The 3,174-nt window shown below is 61.5% G+C and carries 1 protein-coding gene; it reads right to left on the bottom strand.

All coding sequences use genetic code 11. The annotated features are described in order from the left end of the window. Window positions 1–62: 62 nt before the first annotated feature. Window positions 63–3,032, bottom strand: a complete 2,970-nt coding sequence (locus EBBID32_RS08155) for a Tn3 family transposase (RefSeq protein WP_006953783.1) — start codon at window positions 3,030–3,032, stop codon at window positions 63–65. Window positions 3,033–3,174 lie beyond the last annotated feature (142 nt).

Genomic DNA, 3,174 nt, shown 5'->3' with positions numbered 1-3,174 from the left:
ATAAGGCCTCGCCTCAAGATTTGTTCGCCAGACAACGCTAAGCCGGACATAGTGAGAACATCCTACGCGACGAGCTGCAACCTGCCGCTCGGGTCGTGAAGGGCTCGGTACCCGCCACCGTCGCTGAATGACGCATCCTCCCACAGGTAGTCGCCAGTCAGGCCGATATGCGACCAACCCAGCGGCGAGACGTGCGCCAGTAGTGCCTCGTCGATCTCTGCCCCGGAGTAGCGAATGTGATCGGCGGCGCGGCCGAGATAGAGGGTGTTCCAGTATGCAATGGCGGCGATGAGCAGGTTGAGGCCAGACGCTCGGTATTGCTGGTTCTCCAAGGTACGGTCCGTGAAGCGTCCCTGCCGATTGGTGTAGATTGCATCAGCCAGGGCGTGCCGGGCCTCTCCCTTGTTCAATCCGGCTTGGCAGGCGCGGCGCAATTCGGGCTGTTCCAGCCAGTCGAGTGTGAACAGCGTCCGTTCGATGCGACCGAGTTCGCGAAGGGCAAGATCGAGCTTGTTCTGCCGACGATAGGCGGAAAGCTTGCGCAGTATGACTGACGGAGCGACCGTGCCCTCACGGATCGATGCCGCCATGCGGACCAGGTCGTCCCACTCTGCCTCGATCGCGCCGACTTTGATCGCTTGGCCGAACAGACATTCGATTCCTTTGTAGGCTGAGTTCGCTGCAATGGCACCAAACCGTCGATCGGCTAGGTCGCGCATCCGCGGGACGAAACGGAAGCCCAGCAGGTGACACAAGCCAAAGACGTGATCGGAGGCGCCGCCGGTATCGGTATACAGCTCCTGCAGTGGCAATTCACGGGCGCCAAGCAACAGGCCGTCGAGCACGTACGGTGCCTCACTTGCGGTGGCAGACATGATGCGCGAACTGAACGAAGCGAAATGGTCGGACAGGTGCGAGTAGATCTTGATGCCAGGCTTGTGATCGTATTTGGCGTTGATCTCGGCTGCGCCTGACCGAATTCGGCCGGTGCGGAAGAACTGACCATCAGATGATGCGCTGACACCTTCTCCCCAGTTGCGCGCGAACGGCAGCCGGTGATGTTCGCGCACGATCTGGGCCAAGGCGGCCTCGTAGTTTTCGGGCGAGATATACCAGTTCTGGGTCCAGGCGAGCTGTGCGTAGGTCACGCCCTGACTCGCGTTGGCCATACGTTCGACGCCGAGGTTTGTGCCATCTGCTAGAATGGCAGCGAGGATGGCATGGGGTTTGTCGTGCTCCTTGCCCGAGCGGACATCCCGAAATGCCGCGAGGAAGCCGGTGCGCTCAGCAACCTCGAAAAGGAGCTCGGTTATCCTGACGCGCGGGAGTAGCGCATCGAGCCTGCGGTCCAGAACTTCCGCGTCCGGCGGAGTTGCCGCCTGCAGCGGCACAACCTTCAGCTTGTCGCGAACGAGCGCAACACCAGACAGGCGTCCGGTCCGCAGCTGGTGTGCGAAGTGCCGCAAGCGCTGATCAAGTTCGGCACTTTTCTCAGCCAGATATTCCCTAGAGTTCACGTTGATCGGCAAGTCAGCTATTGCCGATTGTGCGGCTTTGCGGGGGAGCAGATAGGCATCGAATCGCTGGTAGGCGCGTGTTCCTTCGACCCAGACATCGCCGGCCCGCAGCTTGTCGCGAAGAGTTGCCAGGACCGCCGTCTCGTAGCGCGCGCGGCTGACTTTTCCTCCCTCAGTTATAAGCTTGGGCCACTGCCGATTGGCAAAGGGCATGGGCGGATTTTCCGGCAGATGCGCGCCGCGACTACTGTTCGTCTGCTTAAGGAGGTCGATAGCTGAAAGTAGGTTCGTACCGCTGCCCGAGGCCTTGAACGTGAACGTGTCGAGGAAGCTGCCGGAAAACCGACGCAGTGTCGCGTACCGTTCGGTCGCCAGGACCAAAGTGTCCACTTGTGCGAGATCAGCCAAGGCATCGACGTGGGGACGCGCGGCCATCAAGCGATGCCAGCCCACCATCTCATCGATCAGGATCAGCGGATCGCGGCCAGTTTCCTCTGCCATGTCCAATGCCGCGATAGTTGCTCCGAACAGTCGCATGAGCTTGCCGACCGACGGTGCCGTGTCCTGATAACGTCGTTCCTGGCCCCGCTTGGCACGGGTGAACAGCCCGCCAATCAGACGCTCGAACATTAGAATCGCGGCATCGGCAAGCCTGACCTCAAGATTGACCACTCCAGCCGCCAGCGTCGCCCTGCGGCGATTGAGGGAATAGTCGGCAAGCAGAAACGGCGGGGCCACACTGCCTTCACGCACGAACTGGCCGAAGCGGAAGCCTGTCGTCGCCAAGCTGATCCCAGGATCGATCCCGAGCTGCCGTATATACCGCAGGCGTTTGAGCAGCGCGTTCATGTTCTTGGTCGACGGCGACCCCGGCATGTCGCGGAGCCATGCGAGCGGGGTCATGCCCAGGGCAGGGTCGTTGATCAGGAGCGCGTCAAGCAACTCCAACGTTGTGCCGTCCAACTCGGCGACGATCTCTGTCGCCGCGCGCTTGCGGGCGCGGGCCCGTCCGGCGAGCCCGGACCGTTCGAGGGTGTCCGGAAGCGGCAAGATGAACCGATCCGCCTTGAGGCTGTCCATCAAGGATCGAGCAATCGTCTCGCCGCGGTCGCTCCGCATGGCTGCCCGGGCTGCAAGTTCGATGGCATGGGCGATGTCGCCGCGCGCGAATGGTTGGAGGCCAAGGTATTCGGCCGCAGTCGAGCTATGATCGGTTCGCGTCTGCGCGCGTTGCCCATATGTCTCGAATACATGCGGCGAGAGTTCTAGCTGAACAGCCAGGTAGTTGAGTACGGCCTCCGGGACGTCCGAGTTGACCCGCAGACCGAAACCAGGGTGTCGCAACAGCGCGAGGTGTGCAGCAATGCCGAGCCGATTGACGGCGCCTCGCCGCTTTCCGATGATGTCCAGATCTTCGGACGCCAGAGTGTAGTTTCTGATGATCGAAAAGTGGTCGGTTCGTGGCAGGAAAAGCCGTTCGCGCTCGTCCCGCGTCAGCAGATTGCGCCGCGCCATGATGCACCTCACCTGATTCGGGATGACCCCCATTCGGTCAGGCTAGACCCGCGCGGCGAGGCAGGCATGCATAAAGGACTCCGGTGTGTTCGCCATTTGTCCGGCTTAGCGTTATCTGGCGAACAGACCTTGAGGTGCCCCC

This window comes from Sphingobium indicum BiD32, assembly GCF_000382885.1.
Lineage (GTDB): Bacteria > Pseudomonadota > Alphaproteobacteria > Sphingomonadales > Sphingomonadaceae > Sphingobium > Sphingobium japonicum_C.
The sequence above is the reverse complement of the archived record's forward strand: the minus strand, read 5'-3'. Positions and strand labels throughout refer to the sequence as shown.

Bases quoted from the DNA above. Each gene is read 5' to 3' on its own strand.
- EBBID32_RS08155 (WP_006953783.1), bottom strand. From the start codon at position 3,032: ATGGCGCGGCGCAATCTGCTGACGCGGGACGAGCGCGAACGGCTTTTC.